Below are 17,967 nucleotides of genomic sequence, written 5' to 3' on the forward strand. Positions count from 1 at the left end.
TAAGCATGATATACAATCTTAATCAAAAAGGAGAGCATGACCATGACAACGTTAAAAATCGTAGAGGGTCAGGATCAAATATTCAATGAGGCAGGATTTCAGATTGCTGGAAATCACGGCCCGAATCTGGAAGGCGGCCTGTCTCCTAAAGAGCTGCTGGAAGCGTCTTTGGCGCTATGCGTGTCCATCTCACTTCAAAAAATAATGGCCTACGACGGCGTGGATTATGATAAGTCTTCCATACATATTGAAGTTTCATCGGTAAAGGCAGAGGATAAAACGAATAAATTCTCGCATTTTAACGTGCTTGTTACACTGCCGTCATCGCTGGAGCCCGCCTACAAGGAGAAGCTGAAATCGGTCGTTGAGCGTGCATGCACCATCGGCAATACGCTGAAAAACGGGGCTGTCGTTGAACTGACAGAAGCGAATGAGCCCATTGAAACGAATAATCAATCGTAATAGCAAAGCTTGCTTGGCGTATGATGAATTCCGTAGTCAATAAATGAACAACAGCCTTAGTCCCGCTTGGTCCCGCGGAGCTAAGGCTGTTGTTCTCAAGAGATCATGTTGTGTATGCGGAGTACGTACTGCATCTACATGGATTCATTTGATAAAAGGATGTTACAATGGCTGCTGCATTTCCCGCTCAAAGGCGACGATCCAATCCCCTTGAATGGCGGCATAGCCGGTGTCTCCCTCTACCACCAGACCGTACAGATTCTTGACATCAAGGAACTCTCTGCGCTCTCCATTATCAAATTCAAGTGTAATGTAGTAGTACGTGCGGGATGAATTGCTGGAATGCATCATACCATTGTTATCGTTCTGATGATTGGTATGGTGCCGGACGTCCATACGTTTGGAGACAACCCGGGCATACTCGGACGTGCGCGGTGATTTGGCATTTTTAACATAGCGGGCGCCATTGAAGATCAGACCTCCAATCACAACCACGAATCCGATTCCAATTATAATGGGGACTAGCGTGAACATAAAATCAAAACCTCCGCCAAAAGACGGCCCCTGGGGCATCATAGAAGGAACTCCTCCTGTCCGTTATTCTTTTATTGCTTATATGTACGGCAAAGATCAACAAAATGTTTCAATTTTTGGAATATCTCTATGATTTAAGTATTATTTGTATTACAATGAATAATACTTAATGTATGAACATAAAGAGAAGTATACGTATTACATAAACATATGGGTAGAGGAGCGGATCTTACGATGATTATTTCATTGCAACTGGATAATGATGTCCCTCTGTATGAGCAGCTTCGCAATCAGATTGTTATCGGCATTGCTACAGGTGAACTTGAACCGGAGGAGAGGCTGCCCACGGTTCGCCAGCTGGCAGATGATCTGGGAATCAATACGATGACGGTAAACAAAGCGTACTCCCTGCTTAAACAGGAGGGCTATATTGTGATTGATCGCCGTCACGGTGCTAAGGTGAGCCCGCTTCCACAGCATCGCTCCGAACCTTCACCGGAAATGATCGAAGAGCTTCAATTGATCATTGCCCAGGCGTCGATTCAAGGAATTGGTCTTGCCCGTTTCCAGGAGCTGTGCTCCAGCATTTTCTCCTCTATGGCTTATCCGCAGTCTGAATCATGAGAAAGAGAGGTGATTGACTTGCTAACCGTAATTCTGACCATTAATGCCATCATCTGTTACGTAGCCCTGCTTGCAACGTATAAACCGCAGGCTAAATACAAGAATGGCATGTTATTCTCGGTTACCTTGCCGGAGCATGCGATGGAGCATGAGGGGATTCGTAACATACAAGCACAATTTAATAAAAGAATGAACCAGACGAGTTTAGGCGTGCTGCTCACCTATATCCCATTCTTTGTTCTCCGCCCATGGTTCGCGTATCAGACGATCTATTTTTTGCTATGGCTGATGGTCTTTATCGTCATGATGGTCCTCCCGTTCCGGAAAGCATTTCGGCAGACGCTGGCGTTAAAGCGTGAGGAAGATTGGTTTGTCGGGTCCAAGCGGATGATTCTAGGCGACTTGCGCGTTGCGCAGATGAAGAACCGGCGCTCTGCCTCGCTATGGCTGTTTCTCATTCCTGCAGGAATGTCGATTGCACTGATGCGTTGGGCCGTGTCCAAGGACTCCCAGCTGTGGGGCCTGGCGATTGCCGGAATGGCGATGACGGTTCTTTTCTTCCTCATATCACTTGCGATGCGGAGGACGAAAGCTAAAGTATACAGCATGGACAGCGAAGTCAATCTCGTATTAAATCAGGCAAAACGCCGGGCTGTCTCTTATCTGTGGCTATTCATGGCTATCCTTGAGAATGTCTTTTTCCTGCTTGTGTTTCTATCCATACTGAAGGAGAATCCATCCATGAATGGGGTCTGGCTTACGCTCACACTCTTGTTTACGGCCATTCCGGTAGGGCTGGTGATTGCGGTCTATTACCGAATTCAATCCCGGGAGCGGGAGGTCCTGGAAAGTGACGGCAAAACCATTTATACGGACGAAGATGAATATTGGGCGAGCGGCATTACCTACCATAATCCGAATGACAAGAGCATTTTGGTAACGAAGCGGGTGGGCATTGGAGAAACCATAAATACAGGAACCCTCGTTGGGAAAATAATCGCATGGGGGACGGTTGCACTCTTGGCGGCAGTCATCTTTGGGACTTCATTTTTGCTGATTCGTTCCGATTTAACATCGCCTGAGTTAACCGTCACATCGGATCATCAGATTGAGATTCACTACCCGATGTATTCCTATAGCTTCGATTTGGCAGACATCCGTCAGCTGTCACTCGTGGAAAGCGTTCCGTCCGGTTCCAAGACAAATGGCGAGTCCACCACTAAGTATGCCCGCGGTCATTTTCGACTGAAGGATATCGGCAAATCGAGACTGTATCTGTACAAGAATAATCCTCCCTATATCCAGTTCAAGCTGGATGACGTGTACATTTTCTATAACGAAGAGGATCCCGTCAAGACCAAAGAGTTGTACGAGAAGTTGAAAGAGATGACAGGGGAGTAACTTCTTCATATCATAACGTCTGTTCAACTTGCAAATAGCAATTATAATGATGTATAGCTGCAGATCCTGCATTCAGGGTCGCAGCTTTTTTGTAATAACGGTAAGAGAATCTTCTTGCTTTCTACTACGATAAAGGAACGGGTTCAGCCATTGATAGATTATATGGTTCTTAAGTCCTGTTTTTACTATAATGGCATGTCTTAAGATAAAGATTGTTGAGAAATTGACTAGTTTCCTGACGTATAATATGAAAAAACCTTCATTTTTGAACCATTAACAGATAGAAAACGTATGAACATTATAGGACCTAAGAATGACAACAAAAGGGAGTGGACACAGCTCAGATGGAAGGCACTTATAACTTATATATCGTTGCGCTTTCGGTCGTGATTGCAATTCTTGCATCATACTCTGCATTGAATATTACGTCTCAAATCTGGGAGGCACACGGAAAGTCCAAGTTCTTTTGGCTGTTGGGCGGTGCCGTGGTTATGGGAAGCGGCATTTGGTCCATGCATTTTGTCGGTATGCTGGCAATGCGCATGAATATGGATGTGAAGTACGATGTCTTTCTGACCATTATATCGATGCTGGCTAGTGTTATCTCCTCCTTTATCGCGTTTTATATTACGATGCCCAAGGATATTAATTGGTTCAAAATTGCTATTGGCGGGCTCGTGATGGGAAGCGGTATTGTGACCATGCATTACATAGGAATGAATGCGATGATCATGTCCGCAGACATCCGGTATGATCCCGGTCTTTGGGTGTTGTCCGTCATCATCGCCTTGGTGGCTTCCTACGCAGCATTATTATTGTTTCTGCGTTTTCGGCACCATGGCAAGTCCAGTTTTGGCAAATGGGGCTCGGCCGTCATTATGGGTTTTGCTGTCTGCGGAATGCATTATACAGGCATGAAGGCCGCAAGATTTGAATCTCATGCCGGAATGATCATGGAACAGTCACAGTCGATGGAATTTTTCCTTTTGTACAGTGTGACCGTTACGATTTTTGTTATTTTGTTGATCTCTTGGGGGGCTATGTTCCTGGATCGGCATGTGCTTGAAAAGCTGGCCTTTCAGGATGCGATTACGGGATTACCCAATAGAAATGAGATGAATCGATTCTTTGAGACCCATTCTGGAACAGAAGAGATCAGTATCTTATTCGTGGATTTGGATCAATTTAAGGCGATTAATGATACGCTCGGGCATAATGTGGGGGATTTGCTGGTCCAGGAAGTAGGTAAGCGTCTGAGCCGCTTCATTCACAGCGGGCAGCAGGTCTTCCGCATCGGAGGGGATGAGTTCCTAATCATTCTCCAGCAGAGCGATCCGGTGTATGCCCAGCAGGTAGCCGAGGACGTACTTGAGAAAATAAAATGTGTATATCATATCGACGGCAACGAATTGTATGTGACGGCCAGCATCGGTGTCAGCATTGGCTGCGTTCACAGTTCTGATCGTACTACGCTGCTCAAGAATGCAGATACTGCCATGTACAAAGCGAAAAGGCTCGGCAAGAACCAGCAGTGCCTCTACAGTGAGGAGATGGGGATGCAAGAGGTTCGTAAGATGGAGTTGGAGAAGGACCTGCAAAGAGCGCTGGAGTTAAAGGAATTCTTCATTGTATACCAGCCCAAATGGAATGTGCAAACTGACCGCTTGGTAGGGTTTGAGGCATTGATACGTTGGAGACACCCGCGATTAGGTGTGGTATCTCCGCTCGAGTTCATTCCGATTGCCGAGGAAACCGGACTCATTATCCCGATGACCCGATGGATGCTGGAGGAAGCGTGCAAACAGTCTAAAGCTTGGCAGGAGAGAGGTATCGTCCAGCCGGTCTCGGTCAATTTATCGATCCGGTTATTTCAAAGCGATAATCTGATCGAACTCGTACAGCATGTACTGGAAATGGCGAATCTGAAGCCGCATCTGTTAGAGCTTGAGATTACAGAGTCCATGGTACTGCATGATGTGAATGAAGTCATCCGTCAGCTTGGTGGCATCCGTGCCTTGGGAGTCAAGGTTTCCATGGACGATTTTGGCACCGGCTATTCTTCGATAGGACTCTTGGATCGGATCCCGATCGATGCATTAAAGCTGGATCGTCTATTCACGCATGATTTGGACACGCCCAGCAAGCGTGCGATCATCAACGCCATTGTGCTCATGGCAGAGAACCTGCACCTCGACGTCATTGCTGAAGGTGTGGAGAACAAGGAGCATATCGACTTTTTAACCGAACTGGGATGCCATGTTATGCAAGGGTACTATTATGGCAAGCCAATGGATATTCAAGAGGTCGATATCTGGATGTACGAGCATGGACATAAGGTAGAAGAGACGGAATTCTTTGAGAACGATAAAGTGGAAGTGACATAACGAATATAAGCCATAGCGGGCACGTGAGGTGTCCGCTGTGCTTATACCGACAAAAGATGATGCGTTCTGATAGGACAAAACGATGTATCCGCCACAACCCATGATGAATCGGAGGAGACGATGACGAAGTCTGCTGTTTCCTGGATTTAATTTACGTTTAAGATAGAAAAAGATAGATGTCATATAAGATTTGAACGTGAAACATAATTTCAATAGGGTCCATCTGGAGTAAGGTCAGATCGGCATGAGGTGATGTATGTCTATTCGTCTGGAAATAGAAGTCGTGTGTGCTCAGCTTGGAATTGACATCAATAAATTTTTAAGGGAAGCTCCGAAAGACAAGAATAAACCCGAAAGCCCTCCTCCCAAGTCTTCTTCATAATTTCAAGTTTAGTCCTTTGGATCAAACCTCTACCGTTACTTCTAGAATATTTAGGGTCCACTTGGTCATTAGTTGATAGCAGCGAAACGAAGAACCATACAGCAACACGACACCGACAACATGGCTGTTAGCTGAATACTCCTCTACTGCACAAGATGCAGAATCATTTCAATAAGGATCATCATATATAATCATCGATTGCCGTCTAAATCAGGTGTCATTATTTCTCGGGAAATAGCTGATCTAAGCGAAACTTGCGAATTATTTAGTAATTTGCTCTAAATAATTCCATATAGATATTGCTATTAAATTAACATCCTCAGGGATATCAAACAGATGATTACAGTATAACTGCAACATGGTGATGGGAATACCGATCATGTACGTATTCATTCTATCGCCTGCTTTTTAATAGGAGCGAGCATGTAAAAAGGCAATCCCAACCGTCTCCGTGTGACGATGGGATTGCCTTGGTCTCAGGTTAATCGAACTTGATTACACCTGTGGTATGGAGCAGCACCAGCACTACGAGAACCGGTGCAACATAACGGAGCATGAACAGCCAGATCCGGAACCAGCCGGCTTTGAGGCCAGCGGAGTCAGCTGCCTTTTTCCAGAAGTAGCCTGCGAAAATGGTAGTGATGAGACCCCCGATCGGGAGCAGAATGTTAGATGTGATGAAATCCAGCCAATCGAAGAAGCTCTTGCCGCCGATATCGCTAAGCCCGGGTATAATACCAAAGGACAGCACGGAAGGCAGACCGACAAGCAAAGTCAGTACGCTGATGAACACCACTGATTTCGTTCGTCCCCAATGCCAGCGGTCCATAATGTACGAGGTCGGTACCTCAAATATGGAGACTGCAGAAGTTAAGGCAGCGATGGCTAGCAGTACGAAGAACAACCCCCCGAACAGAGCACCCAGCGGCATGGCCGAGAAGGCAGCTGGCAGAGCAATGAAGACCAAGCTTGGTCCTGCATCCGGCTGAATGCCGAACGAAGCTGTTGTCGGGAAGATGATAAGTCCGGCAATAAACGCATAGATCAGGTCACCTGCTCCAATGGCGATAGTTGCCTGACCGAGCGATTGCCGCTTATCTACATAAGCGCCGTAGGTCAATAGAATACCCATTCCCAGCGAGAGTGAGAAGAAGGCATGCCCCAGTGCGACCAACGCCGCTTCCGGACTGAGCTTGGAGAAGTCAGGATTCAAGAAGAAGGAGACGCCTTCACCTGCTCCTGGCAAGGTTACCGCACGAATCATTAACACGATCAGAAGAACAATCAGACTCGGAATTAACACCTTGTTGAACTTCTCGATGCCTCCCGAGATGCCTTTAGCTACCACCCATCCTGTAATCGCAATCGCAACCACTTGCCATATGACAGGCATGTACCCGTCCGTAAATGTCGTAAATTGACCGCTAAAATCGGTGTTGTTATACAGATTTCCGCTAAACGACAGGACTGCATAATGAAGCGTCCAGCCTGCGACAATGACATAGAAAGTCAGAATGAGAAATGGAGCGATGACCTGGAGTAACCCGAGATGACCGAACACTTTGGGCCCGCCCGCTTTAACGAAGGAAGTCGCTGCGCTTCCCCGTCCTGCTCGTCCAATGGCCAGTTCTGCCAGTAGTAAGGGCAACCCGATCACAATGAGACAGATGATAAAAAGTAAAAAGAAAGCCGCTCCGCCATTTTCTCCTGTAATATAAGGGAATTTCCACATGTTACCGAGACCAACGGAGCTGCCGATCGCAGCCAGAATAAATCCGGCTGAGGAGAAACGGTCCTGTTTCCCTGGTGAAGCTGTCTTGCTGTGTTGAGACTTCATAGATGTTCCCCCAGTTGCGTTTAAAGTTAAGTTCCTCTATTATATTTCAAGTTCTGTCAGAAAGGCATAAGTATTTTTTCCTAAGGGAGGAAGAACTGTATTATTATTATGCCGTGAAAACAAAGTTTCCCATACTAATTAACCAAAATTTGCAAACCAATAAACTTTAAATGCTAAGTTTAACGATATGAAAAGATTTTAGATAGGGCAAATCTCACAAATGTATCCTGCAGAAGATGAAATTTGGAGAGTATTGACAAATATCTTAGATTGCTGTATCTTTATATTAAGATAAAATTCCACAACAGGAATAATGAAAAGAGGGATATCATGATCAACAGCTTGACGCGAATTAATGAATTGGCCCACAAACAGCGGAATGGAGCCCTCACTGCTGCGGAAAAAGAAGAACAACAAGCGTTGCGCAAGGAATATCTCCGTGAGATTCGCGGACAGGTGCTGAGCACCTTTTCCGGATTAAGCATCGTCGATCCTGAAGGCAACGACGTAACACCTGAGAAACTTCGTCTTGAGCAGAAGAAGCTGAGAGAAGATGAAGCAAGGAATGCAGATATTTAGTGACGGCAGTGATATCTTAGGATAAGGATAAACGCAATCATATTAGGAAGGGTATCTCACCCTAAATATAGATTCAAACATTTTAACTCCAGTAAGTTCTTGCGAACTTGCGGGAGTTTTTTCATATAACGGAACTAGAATTCCATATGCCTGTAGAAGAATAAGCACGTCATAGGGGGATGTGCATGAAAAAAGAGCGAGTTGTGATGATGGTGGCCGCATGGCTAACCAATCCTGCTCGCTCTTATTCGCTATTCAATCAAAATGCACAGCTCTTCTAACCAAACCGCTCCGTCTTGTACCATTTGGATTCCCTGCCTGTAATCTTGTCCATGATCATGGAGTAGAAGGCCTTAACGGATATGACAAGGAACAGCTGGGCGTAGGTGAAGTAGGAGACGCAGGATAGAATAAAATTGCGGGTGTTGCTCTGGCCAATATCGGTCGCAAGCGCCAGATTAATTTGCAGCACGTAAATATAATACATGAGTGCCCAAGCAATAATAAGGTACACATAGACGTCGCCTTGAAATTGAAAAGGGGAGACAACAGCCGGATTAAACAACGCGATGATCTGATACACAATATTGGCGATAAAGATAATATCTGAAATAATGATAGCAATCATGAACCAGAAATAACTGGCCGCGTAATACAGTACATGAAGCTTGATCCGCCAGCTTGAATGGTCAAACAGATGATGAATATTATCGGTAACGACGCTGTAGTTTCCTTTGGCCCAGCGCTCTCGCTGCTTCATGTATACTTTCAAATCCTCGGGCTCCTGCTGATATGCCTCAGCTTGCGGTGCTAGGGCGATAAGCTGTCCCCGGGTCAGAATTTCGAATGAGATCGCGGTATCCTCCGTGATCGCCTGCTCGTCCCAGCCTCCAATATCCCGAATGAGTGCGGTTTTCACGATGAAATTCGTGCCCGGTATGGTGCCCAGCTTAAATAGCTGCCATAAACCGGTATGGTGCACACGCTGGATGGTCACCAGCTCCAGATTAATACATTGGGAGAGGAAGTTTCGCCCGCGGTTACGGGCTTTGTTGCGTCCGAAGACAGCTCCGTAGCGCTCAGGCTCCTCCATGGCTTTCTGGGTCAGAAATAGCAGTGCATTCTTCTCGGGGGCGGCATCAGCATCGTACACACAGATCCATTCCCCCGTGGCCTGCTTGAGCGCGTCATTCAGCGCTCCCGATTTGCCGCCGGTTCCCGTTCGCTCCAGAATAAGAAAGTCACGGTCCTGATAACGTTCATTGGCTTTTAGTGCCCGTAGACGCTCGGCGGTACGATCCTTGCAATTGTCGGCGATGACAATCACCTGCATTTTGTGATGCGGGTAGTTCATCTGTAGAATATGCTCGACCGTCGCCTGGATAACCAGTTCCTCGTTATGAGCAGGGACCATAACCGTTACGGTGGGGAAATCCTCCAGATTGCTGGGGTTCACCAGCTTCTGGCGGTTTTGGTTTCGAATGAACAGAATGGCACCTGCCATAATAATGATCGATTCAAGGACGGCAATCCATATACTGACGATGGAGACAACCAACAGAAAGTCAGTCACTGAATCTCCCCCGATCATATTTTCGTTTGACTTTCGCACGGAAGCTTAGTGTGGAGATCGTCAGAATAATGATAACGATGAAGAAAACAATACTAACCCCGATGCATAAAGGGATAAACCAGGTGGTGTACGACATAGGATAGCAGCCCCCTTGTGTAATCATGGTGTTTCACGGGGTTAAATATACTCCCCGATCAGGTCGGTTTCGGTGTTCCGTTCTAATGCCGAGATCACATCATCGATATTTTCGTATCGGCTGAATTGCTCCTTCTGGAACACAAGACCGCCGGCGCGGACGACAAGCTTGAGGGACATGCCCTTTTTATCGCGGAAAGGCACATTCATCATGGCGACTTTGATGCGATCCATCAGGCTTTTGAGATATTCCGGCTTGGTGAGCGGGCATAGAATGATGAAACGGCCTTCTCCAATAGAGAACTTATAATCCTCATAACGAATCTGCTTCTGAATCGTGTTAGACAATTCCATAATCAGTTTGGCAAAACGGTGGGAGCCGACAGATTCTCTGGTCAGTGGTAGAAAATCAAGCTTAAACATCATGATACAGAAGCTGTACTGATCTGAGTAACGATTGGCCAGATTGGCTTGTTTGATCAGCGTATCTTCGAAGGCATCTTTGCTGCCTAGTGAGGTGTCAATATCGATATCCGGGTTGGTTTTTCTCAATTGCTCGAGGCGCCGGATGAATCTTCGGCTTCGGACCAGTGCCAGCTTGATGAAGATGGCAACGGCAGTATTGGCGGGCAGCAGCAGAATCCAGGACAGTGTGAGCGCATTGATCGGAGCCAGAGTGGATAACCATACGAAATACGTGACGAGGTACACAAAAACGGCAACCGTCGAAACGCCTACCGGAAGAAAAAAGCCGATCAATAACGCGGCCAGCGTACCCATACTGAATAACAATTCCGTGAAGCTAAAGTGTTGGTTTGCATAAATGTTCAAGAATATAAACAACTGTTGAAACATGGCGAGAGCAATCAGCAGAAAATAACCGAGTTCGACGCGACGTAAAGGGGTGGATTTTTTCATATTTTCCCTACTTTCTAAGCTCGTAAACCTATTATGCTGTAGTGAGGACATTCCATATGTTATTTAAAAATTACCCAATTGTCGATAGATTTATCGAACCATGTCAAATTTTGTATAGTAAATAACAAATTTTATGTTTTTAGGCCTTTGAATTTCCCTTTTAAGGGGGTTTCCGGGAACGCAGAAAGGTAGATAGTAATAGAGATTAACGCTTGAGATGTCACAGTCGATAAGGTTTGTTTGTCTTATAAGTGGCGCAGCTTTCATGCCGAAAAATATACAGAGCAAGAAGGTGTATCTGATGCGATTGGATCAAATGTATAGCGAATATAAACCGATGATGTTCGGGCTGGCCTACCGGATGCTGGGGATAGCAGCGGATGCGGAGGACATCGTGCAGGATGTATTTTCTCAATACTTGCAGAAGGATCGGGGAGAAGTGCTGAACGAGAAAGCATATTTGGTCAAAATGACAACGAACCGCTGCATCAACCTGTTGAAGTCGTCCAGACGTCAGCGCGAAACATACACCGGTCCCTGGCTCCCGGAGCCATTACCGGATGTTGAAATGCTGCGGTCCGATCCTGTGGAACGCCGCGAAACGCTTGGTTACGCCTATCTGGTGCTGCTTCAACGGTTAACGCCGCTGGAGCGCGCTATTTATATCGCCAAGGATTCGCTTGGTCTTGAATATCAGGCCATAGCAGAGATGCTTGGTAAGACGGAGATCAGCTGCCGCAAGACGTTCAGCCGTGCCAAACAGAAAATGGGCCATCATTCGGAGAGGCCGGTGGGGGAATGGACCCGGACGGAACAGCAGGAACGCTTTGTTGAAGCCTTCCTGCGGGCGTCCGATATGGGTAATTTCAAGCCGCTGCTGTCTTTCCTGAAGGAAGAGGTTACGCTGCTATCGGATGGTGGCGGCAAAGTGAGGGCGGCCATCAATCCGATCCTGGGCGTGGAGCGGGTACGTGCTTTCTTTGAGGGATTGTCTGCCAAGGGCTCGTTTCGAGAAGGCTTTGAACCTGTCTCCGTAAACGGAGAGCCCGGTTTATTACTGAAGCGGGACGGCAGGGTTTCGAAGGTGCTGACGGTAGAGTGGGAACCCGACTTATCCGGTATCCGGCATATCTATCTTGTAGTGAATCCGGATAAGTTGCAGCTTTTTAATCGAAACAGCCCGGGAACATCCCTGTAGCAACGGCGATCCGGTTCCAGGCATTAATCGTGGTAATTGCCATGATCAGATCGACGAATTGCTTCTCGTCAAAATGTTTGCGCACACGTTCGTATACCTCTGCAGGAACGCCGGCCTCGGACAACTTGGTCACGTACTCTGTCAATTCGATGACGGCCTTTTCCTCGTCCGAATAGATCGGGACTTCTCTCCACATTGGCAGCAGGAGGAGACGATCCACACTCTCGCCAACGGAGAGCAAGTCCTTGGAATGCATATCTGCGCAGAAGGAGCAGCCGTTAATCTGTGATGCCCTGAGCTTAATGATCTCGTATAGCTTGTGGTCGAGTCCGCTTTTCTGGGCCCCTTGCTCTAAGGCAAGCAGCGTTTTGAAGGCTTCGGGATTGGCCGACCGGTAATTCATTCGTAGTTCCATGTTCATTTCCCCTTTAAGGTGAGTTTTTGAAGTTCACCCATAAGACAGTCTGCCGTACAGAATTGTGACATGTTTCAGAGAGAAAAAGAAAAAATCCTTAAGTGATGCGATGAACGAAAGGCTAAAAAGAAAAGGCGCTTCTAGGCAGAAGCGCCTTTTCGGGTTACCGTTCAAGTCCATCGTTGAGGGTTTCTTTGTCGTTTATTATGCGTGATATTTATTGTCCAGCCTTAAGCGGAACGCGAAGGACATCGTCTCGTTTATGGGTGGTATATTTCGAAATATACACCTCAAGTTCGGTCTTGTCGAAATTCTCATATACGTCCATATGTTTATTATTGTCATCGCCGAATAGGCTCATCATGGCAGGCTTCCCATAGTTACGTTCTTTATCATTAAGATAATAGGTTTGGTTGACCCCGCCAAATTTGTTGTCCGAGCTTGATGATTCCACGTAGAGATTGTTGTCCTTCATGTAATAGGTCCATGTGATCGGATAATCTGCAATGCTGGACGTTACGCTTTGACGCTCAGCCGAAATGCCAGTTAAGCGGATCGGATTGTTGTCTCCGTCATATACATCGACGCGATGCTTGGCGACCAGGGACACCGGCTGGTTCAACAGGGAGGCTGCATTCAGTCCGGCCACTTCAAAGCGCAGTTCCGTTTTATTGGGTTGTCCCTGAACATACTCTATATTTCCGCCCAGTAGTGTTCCACCTATATTCAGTTGGTATTCCATGTAAGGAACCTGCGTATATTTTTCTTCATGGTTCAGGATCAGACGGACTTGGGTTGGCGTAATGATCATTTCATGGATCTTCGTTCCACCAGGCAGCTGATCAACAGGGATATTCAGCGTTTCCTTAAACGTTCCACTGTCCATTTGTTTCTTGGACAGGGCCATATTTAAGCTCCAAGTACCCTCTGCGGTTTCAAGTGTGCGATCATAAGTAAGCTGGAAGGTAGTTCCTTTTGCAAGCAAATGGTCGGACTCGAATTTTTGCTGATTTATAAATTCTCCGGCTGCACCTGGGGTTCCATTAAAGGAAGGCTCGGTTTCCTTGATTCTCTCACCCTTGTCATTGATGGCCTGTACTCGCACCCAGCCTTTACTGCTCATCTCAGGATCCGTATACGTAATGGCCGTTCGGAGCAGGACATTTCCATCGGATTGATCGAATGACTGCAGGCTCACGCTGTCAATGCCATCTTTCTGGATAGGGAATACCTGTGTATTGGAATTACTAGGGTCGTAGTTGAGGGACTGTGTGCCATCGCCGGTAAAATGGATATTCTCCATGGCAAACTCAATATCTGCCATCTGGCCATCAGCGACCCAATCGGTTTCAAAATACCCTTGGAACACGCCCAGTTTCTCGTTCCACTGATGGGAGTCACGGCCCTCAATGGTACGACCATCCTTATCTTTAAGCCCAATATGATCAAAGGCGACTTGCTTACCAGCCTGTGATCCAGGATCCAGACTGTAGAGCATGACCGTCCGGTTCTCATCGATAAACGCCGTGTGGACCGTTAAAGTTATGCCATCCTTGGTAACGGATTGCTCAATCGTCTGGCCAAGCCCCTGCTCCAATGCGGTCTGGATACCGGCTCTGTGAGATAGAAGATTAGACCAGTCATAGTTTAGAGCTGCATAGACCGGCGTTGCCATCAAGGCGACGGATATCCCCGTGATGATCGCAATACGTTTTCTTTTTCGCGTACGAAGCGGAACCGATTCACCCACGGCCACCTTCAATTCGTCCTGCTGGATACTGCTCCACATCCGATCAAAATCTGGATAAGATACGTTATTCGCCGTTTTCATCTGGTCCTTCAGATTGTTCTCAAAACGATCCATATTGGTTCTCTCCCTTCAGCCAGAAGCTGTGATTATGTTCAAGTTTCTTGCGCATGATTTTCAATGCTTTGTGAAGCCTTGATTTAACCGTCCCTACAGGGATCTTCAACGTTTCGGCGATTTCCGCCATTGACATCTCACCGATATAGCGGAGCGTGACAACGGCCATCAGCTTATCCGGAAGCTGCCGTAGTAATTTCCCCCATTCCGCCGCCGCTGCCTTTTCCAATACGATGGTGTCTACGGATTTAACCGATGCGGTGGTCTGCTCGTGGAGCCACTCGACCTGGCTTTGCTTGTCCCGCTGGGTCTGATTCCTTCTAAGTAGATTTAAGCAATGGTTCATTGCGATACGCATAATCCAGGCGCGTGTATGCTCAACGCTTCTCCAATCCTGGCGAAATACGGTGACAAATACGTCGTGGCAGAGATCTTCCGCATCCTGCGCGTTCCGCAGCATGTAATAGCAGGTGCGGTACACATCCTTGTTATAAGAATCGAATAACTCGCGTTCCGTCAATCCAAGGCACTCCTTTCTTCTTGTTATGTCTAATAAACAAATGACCCTTGGAAAGGGTTCATCTTTTTTTGCAGCCTTTACTTAAATGCAGGGAAGGGTTAAAGTCCGTGTCCAATTACTGTTGATTTCATTCTAACAAAAAAAGAACATCTGCCCCCCGAAATAAAAGAAGGGCAGATGTTCTATGAATATCTATAAAATTAGAAGCCGCCGACAGGATCGAATGCAACCCGCCGGTTAAGAGCATGTCTATAGTGGGTAACTTTCGATGGCTTAAGATATACGGAACCAGCTGATTTGTACTTCGCCTTTAATGTTAAGGAAGACGTCAGCTCGTCCAGTTAATCCTGTCAGCTCCGCTTGAACCGTTGTCCAGGCTTGGCGTCCACCAGTCGGCAGAATCTTGCAGCTTCCGGCTGCAGGGCCATCCGGGCTGCCGGTCTTAATAATGATTTCTCCGCCTTGGATATGCCCGCTTACTCTGGCTTCGAACATGCTCGAGGCATCGCCCAAATCCACGTCATGGAAAGCGATCCATCCGGTATCGCCAGTTATACGAATACTCTCGCCGCCTTCCCGGCACTCATCCAGGAAAACATCTTGGTAGTCGTCATAATTAACCGCTCGCACAGGCTCACGCAGCATGCGTGGAGGGATTGTTTCACCATGGACTTGAAGGACGGCAGTTTCCTGTAGTTGACTGGAGGAGGGGCCAACCATGAGTGTGTAGGTCCCTTTCTCGACGCAATAGCGGTCCCTGGTAACATCCCAGAACGCTAGATCCTCCGCTTTAAGCTCAAAGCTTACCGTTTCCGAAGCGCCAGGGGCCAGATGGATACGCTGGAAGCCCTTTAACGTTTTGAGAGGACGGACGACACGGGAGGAGTCGGCTTTTATGTAGAGCTGAACTACCTCATCGCCAGCTAGTGGCCCCTTATTCCTCACGGCAACAGTGACGATGACGCTTCCATCGGCGGGTATTTCCGGCTCACTTAGCGACAGACCGCTGTAGTGGAAGTGGGAATAGCTGAGACCGTGACCGAACGGATACAGCACGTCTCCGTCAAAATACTGATAGGTCCGTTTCCCTTTGATGATGTCATAATCCATGAGATCCGGAAGCTGCTCGATTGACTTATACCACGTCATGTTTAAACGGCCGCCCGGATTGTAATCTCCGTACAGCACATCGGCCACCGCATGGCCCAGCTCCTGCCCGGCGTGGGATGTAAAGAGAATGGAGGGCACATGCTCCTGTTCCCAGTTCACGGCGAATGGATATCCGCCTACGATGACCACCACGGTATCGGGATTGGCTTCGTACACCGCCTGAATTAAGGCTTGCTGAGCAGGTGGGAGGGTAATGTCGGGACGGTCGATCGTTTCCTTGCCATTAATGAACGGACTGTTTCCAACGAAGATCAGGACAGTTTCAGCCGATGCGGCCGCAGCTGCTGCCTCAGCGATGCCATTCTGGACCGTTTCAATGGCAAATGGCGTTGCCGCCTCCCCGGTACGGCCAACCGCCAGCTGTCCATTCTCATTCACTAGGATCGGCTTGCCCTCCCAGTTGTTCATGATGAAGTTTCCATCCGGCAGCGCTTCAAAGCCGAAGGCCTCCTTCACGAACCAGCCGCGAGCTTCGTCAGCTGCTGCGTGCAGTCCCATCTCCGTTTCCATTACGAATTTGCCGTTGTCGACAAGGCGAAGCGTCACCGAGCCCCAGCCCCAGTCGTTTTGCTCGAACACAGCTGCATGCTCAGCTTCCGCTGTACTTAAAAGCGGTCCGCCATTCTCTGCTGAAGATAAGGACACATACTTACCGCTAATAGCAGAACGAAGACGTATCTGGTCTAATCCGGTATGAAAATGGACGCTGCGGTCCTGCATTTTCTCCTGCACGCCCTGCAGCGGCGTAATCCGGTATGGAGGCGTGCCGCTGTACCAATCCGTAAACGCTTCGTTAGCCAGTGGCCCGATGACGGCTACGGATTTCAACTGATCACGATTAAGGGGCAGAAGTCCTTTATTTTTCAGCAGTACGATGGATTCCCTGGCCGCTCGCAGAGATAATTCGGCATGCTCAGGCGCGCATAGCCTCGACTCGGGCACATGGCTGTAAGGATTCCGCTGCTCAGGATCGAATTCCCCTAGACGGAAGCGGACACGGAAAGTATTGCGCAGGGCATGATCCAGATCCTGCTCCTCAAGCAATCCTTGCTCTAATGCGTCACGAAGAGCACGGAAGGAGATATCCTGATCATCGGTAATGCTGTCGATACCGGCTTTGACGGAGCCGGCAACAGCCTCTGCATAAGAAGACACATACTGATGATCCATAACGGTGCCGAGCACGTCGCCCGCGTCTCCGACTACGAAGCCGTCCATGCCCCATTCCTGTTTGACGATGGTGTTTACTTCATGGTTCAGGTTGCAGGGGATGCCATTGATGCCGTTATACGCGGTCATCATGGAACCCGCTTTGCCTGCGCGGAATGGTGCTTCGAATGCCTTCAAATAATACTCGCGCTTGTTTCGCGGATCAATGCTTACCGATGCGCTGCCGCGGTTAACTTCATTATTATTGCCGTAAAAATGCTTCAGGGTGGCCACCGTTTTATAGTAGAAGGGGTGATCTCCCTGCATGCCCTTCACAAGTCCGGTAGAAAGTTCCCCGGTCAGATAGGGATCCTCGCCGTAGGCTTCCTCCGTACGCCCCCAGCGCGGGTCGCGCTCCATATCCACCGTGGGTGCCCAGACGGTGAGTCCATTAATGGCCCGATCGCGCTGGTAGTACACGCGGGCTTCATCTGCGATGACCGATCCGATCTTCCGCATTAGCTCAGGATTCCAGGTACATGCAAGACCGGTATTTTGCGGGAACACAGTCGCTTCGCCAAGCCATGCCACCCCGTGGGCGCCCTCGGTGCCATGTTTATATTTGTGCACGCCAAGGCGGGGGATTTCCGCCTGGTATTGGCACATTAATTCGATTTTCTCGTCCAGTGTCAAACGGGATACAAGATCGCTAACCCGCTGTTCCAGCGGGAGATCCGGATTCTGGAATGGAAATTTCATCAGCAGGACCTCTTTTCTATGTATTAATGGTATGGAAACGCTATCAGATATCCGTGCAGCCAT

At 47.9% G+C, this 17,967-nt stretch carries 15 protein-coding genes; 6 read left to right on the top strand and 9 right to left on the bottom strand.

The window, feature by feature from the left end:
- Positions 1-42 precede the first annotated feature (42 nt).
- Positions 43-462, top strand: coding sequence for an OsmC family protein (locus ABEQ74_RS23665; RefSeq protein ID WP_430124642.1), 420 nt, complete (start codon positions 43-45; stop codon positions 460-462).
- Positions 463-624: 162 nt separating this feature from the next.
- On the opposite strand, the gene ABEQ74_RS23670 is transcribed toward ABEQ74_RS23665, so the two are convergent.
- Positions 625-1,038: a DUF2500 domain-containing protein gene (locus ABEQ74_RS23670; protein WP_430124643.1), complete on the bottom strand. Its 414-nt coding sequence runs from the start codon at positions 1,036-1,038 to the stop codon at positions 625-627.
- A gap of 192 nt (positions 1,039-1,230) precedes the next feature.
- Here ABEQ74_RS23670 and ABEQ74_RS23675 point away from each other — a divergent pair, with 192 nt between their 5' ends.
- The 3 genes from ABEQ74_RS23675 (at position 1,231) to ABEQ74_RS23685 (ending at position 5,405) form a co-directional block, all read left to right on the top strand.
- Entirely contained in the window at positions 1,231-1,620 is a 390-nt protein-coding gene (locus ABEQ74_RS23675) for a GntR family transcriptional regulator (protein ID WP_430124644.1), read from the top strand.
- Positions 1,621-1,638: 18 nt separating this feature from the next.
- The gene (locus ABEQ74_RS23680; RefSeq protein WP_430124645.1) at positions 1,639-3,021 is read left to right on the top strand and encodes a DUF5808 domain-containing protein; all 1,383 of its coding nucleotides are present in this window, start codon (positions 1,639-1,641) and stop codon (positions 3,019-3,021) included.
- 344 nt (positions 3,022-3,365) lie between these two features.
- Positions 3,366-5,405 carry a bifunctional diguanylate cyclase/phosphodiesterase gene (locus ABEQ74_RS23685; RefSeq protein ID WP_430124646.1) on the top strand — a complete coding sequence of 680 codons (2,040 nt, stop codon included), beginning with the start codon at positions 3,366-3,368 and terminating at the stop codon, positions 5,403-5,405.
- A gap of 863 nt (positions 5,406-6,268) precedes the next feature.
- Here the strand turns inward: ABEQ74_RS23685 and ABEQ74_RS23690 are convergent.
- A complete protein-coding gene (locus tag ABEQ74_RS23690; RefSeq protein WP_430124647.1) occupies positions 6,269-7,624 on the bottom strand; it encodes a sodium-dependent transporter in 1,356 nt (451 codons plus the stop codon).
- Positions 7,625-7,954: 330 nt separating this feature from the next.
- Between ABEQ74_RS23690 and ABEQ74_RS23695 the strand changes: the two genes are divergently transcribed.
- Entirely contained in the window at positions 7,955-8,203 is a 249-nt protein-coding gene (locus ABEQ74_RS23695; RefSeq protein WP_430124648.1) for a DUF896 domain-containing protein, read from the top strand.
- A 277-nt stretch (positions 8,204-8,480) separates the two neighbouring features.
- Here the strand turns inward: ABEQ74_RS23695 and ABEQ74_RS23700 are convergent, their stop codons facing one another.
- The 3 genes from ABEQ74_RS23700 to ABEQ74_RS23710 are packed head-to-tail and all read right to left on the bottom strand — an operon-like array spanning position 8,481 to position 10,829.
- Positions 8,481-9,776 carry a glycosyltransferase family 2 protein gene (locus ABEQ74_RS23700; RefSeq protein ID WP_430124649.1) on the bottom strand — a complete coding sequence of 432 codons (1,296 nt, stop codon included), beginning with the start codon at positions 9,774-9,776 and terminating at the stop codon, positions 8,481-8,483.
- A complete protein-coding gene (locus tag ABEQ74_RS23705) occupies positions 9,769-9,912 on the bottom strand; it encodes a hypothetical protein (protein ID WP_430124651.1) in 144 nt (47 codons plus the stop codon). The genes ABEQ74_RS23700 and ABEQ74_RS23705 overlap by 8 nt, the downstream gene beginning before the upstream one ends.
- Positions 9,913-9,953: 41 nt before the next feature.
- Positions 9,954-10,829, bottom strand: a complete 876-nt coding sequence (locus ABEQ74_RS23710) for a GGDEF domain-containing protein (protein ID WP_430124652.1) — start codon at positions 10,827-10,829, stop codon at positions 9,954-9,956.
- 265 nt (positions 10,830-11,094) lie between these two features.
- On the opposite strand from ABEQ74_RS23710, the gene ABEQ74_RS23715 reads away from it, so the two are divergent.
- Positions 11,095-12,027, top strand: coding sequence for a sigma-70 family RNA polymerase sigma factor (locus tag ABEQ74_RS23715; protein ID WP_430124653.1), 933 nt, complete (start codon positions 11,095-11,097; stop codon positions 12,025-12,027).
- Here ABEQ74_RS23715 and ABEQ74_RS23720 read toward each other — a convergent pair.
- The 4 genes from ABEQ74_RS23720 to ABEQ74_RS23735 all read right to left on the bottom strand — a co-directional run bounded on the left by ABEQ74_RS23720 (position 11,996) and on the right by ABEQ74_RS23735 (position 17,904).
- Positions 11,996-12,442 (bottom strand): carboxymuconolactone decarboxylase family protein, encoded by a 447-nt coding sequence (locus ABEQ74_RS23720; RefSeq protein WP_430124654.1) that lies wholly within the window; start codon positions 12,440-12,442, stop codon positions 11,996-11,998. The two genes, ABEQ74_RS23715 and ABEQ74_RS23720, sit on opposite strands and share 32 nt — an antisense overlap.
- Positions 12,443-12,659: 217 nt before the next feature.
- Positions 12,660-14,306 carry a DUF4179 domain-containing protein gene (locus ABEQ74_RS23725; RefSeq protein ID WP_430124655.1) on the bottom strand — a complete coding sequence of 549 codons (1,647 nt, stop codon included), beginning with the start codon at positions 14,304-14,306 and terminating at the stop codon, positions 12,660-12,662.
- Positions 14,293-14,826, bottom strand: coding sequence for an RNA polymerase sigma factor (locus tag ABEQ74_RS23730; RefSeq protein ID WP_430124656.1), 534 nt, complete (start codon positions 14,824-14,826; stop codon positions 14,293-14,295). Before ABEQ74_RS23730 ends, ABEQ74_RS23725 begins: the two co-directional genes overlap by 14 nt.
- A 273-nt stretch (positions 14,827-15,099) precedes the next feature.
- Complete coding sequence (locus ABEQ74_RS23735; RefSeq protein ID WP_430124657.1) at positions 15,100-17,904, bottom strand: glycoside hydrolase family 3 C-terminal domain-containing protein; 2,805 nt, start codon at positions 17,902-17,904, stop codon at positions 15,100-15,102.
- Between the last annotated feature and the right edge of the window lie 63 nt (positions 17,905-17,967).

The sequence above is a fragment of the Paenibacillus solani genome (assembly GCF_050475945.1).
Lineage (GTDB): Bacteria > Bacillota > Bacilli > Paenibacillales > Paenibacillaceae > Paenibacillus_AQ > Paenibacillus_AQ solani_A.